Below are 663 nucleotides of genomic sequence, written 5' to 3' on the forward strand. Positions count from 1 at the left end.
AATGAACAATTGCAACTTTTCAATAAGCTTTTATTGGATGCAAGAAGTAGTTTTATTGATGCTGAGTTTAAGATTTCAAACATCTTTGATGCACCGCATAAGAATGAAGTTGTTCGCTTAAATAAGAAATCACAAGCATATGTTGAAGCTAATGGCTGGATGTCCAGATCTTCCGCATTAGAACGTTTAGAACAATGGAAAAACGTTGCGTTTAACCAATATCTAGATCCAACGATCCGCAACCAAAACAACCAAAAAATTGTCCTTTCTCTTTTTGATTTGTCTGGCACATGGTCACAACCATGGGTTGATGCTGGCTATCAAGTATTTCGGTTTGATATACAGGCAGATCCTTATTTTGGCGATATTAATAACTTCAGCGTGGAATTCTTTAACGAGCTTTTTGCATGCTTTGATGGTTTGGACGTTCATGCGATTTTAGCTGCATGCCCATGTACTGACTTTGCTGTTTCTGGTGCAAGACATTTTACTGCCAAAGATGCTGATGGTCGCACGTTAAGCAGTATTGAGCTGGTGTACCAAACTTTAAGAACAATTGAATTTTTTAAACCGAATATTTGGGCAATTGAGAATCCAGTAGGGCGTATTGCGAGCTTAACCGGGTTGTCGCCGTGGCGTCTGTCGTTTGATCCGTTTCATTTT

The 663-nt window shown here is 39.1% G+C and carries 1 protein-coding gene; it reads left to right on the forward strand.

Going from position 1 to position 663, the window contains the following annotated elements:
- Positions 1 to 663, forward strand: a 663-nt coding sequence (locus Aba26S_RS21015) for a DNA cytosine methyltransferase (protein WP_171248909.1), incomplete at both ends; no start/stop codon positions are given.

Origin of the sequence: Acinetobacter sp. NBRC 110496 (assembly GCF_000876115.1) — a bacterium.
In the GTDB taxonomy this organism is placed as follows: Bacteria; Pseudomonadota; Gammaproteobacteria; order Pseudomonadales; family Moraxellaceae; genus Acinetobacter.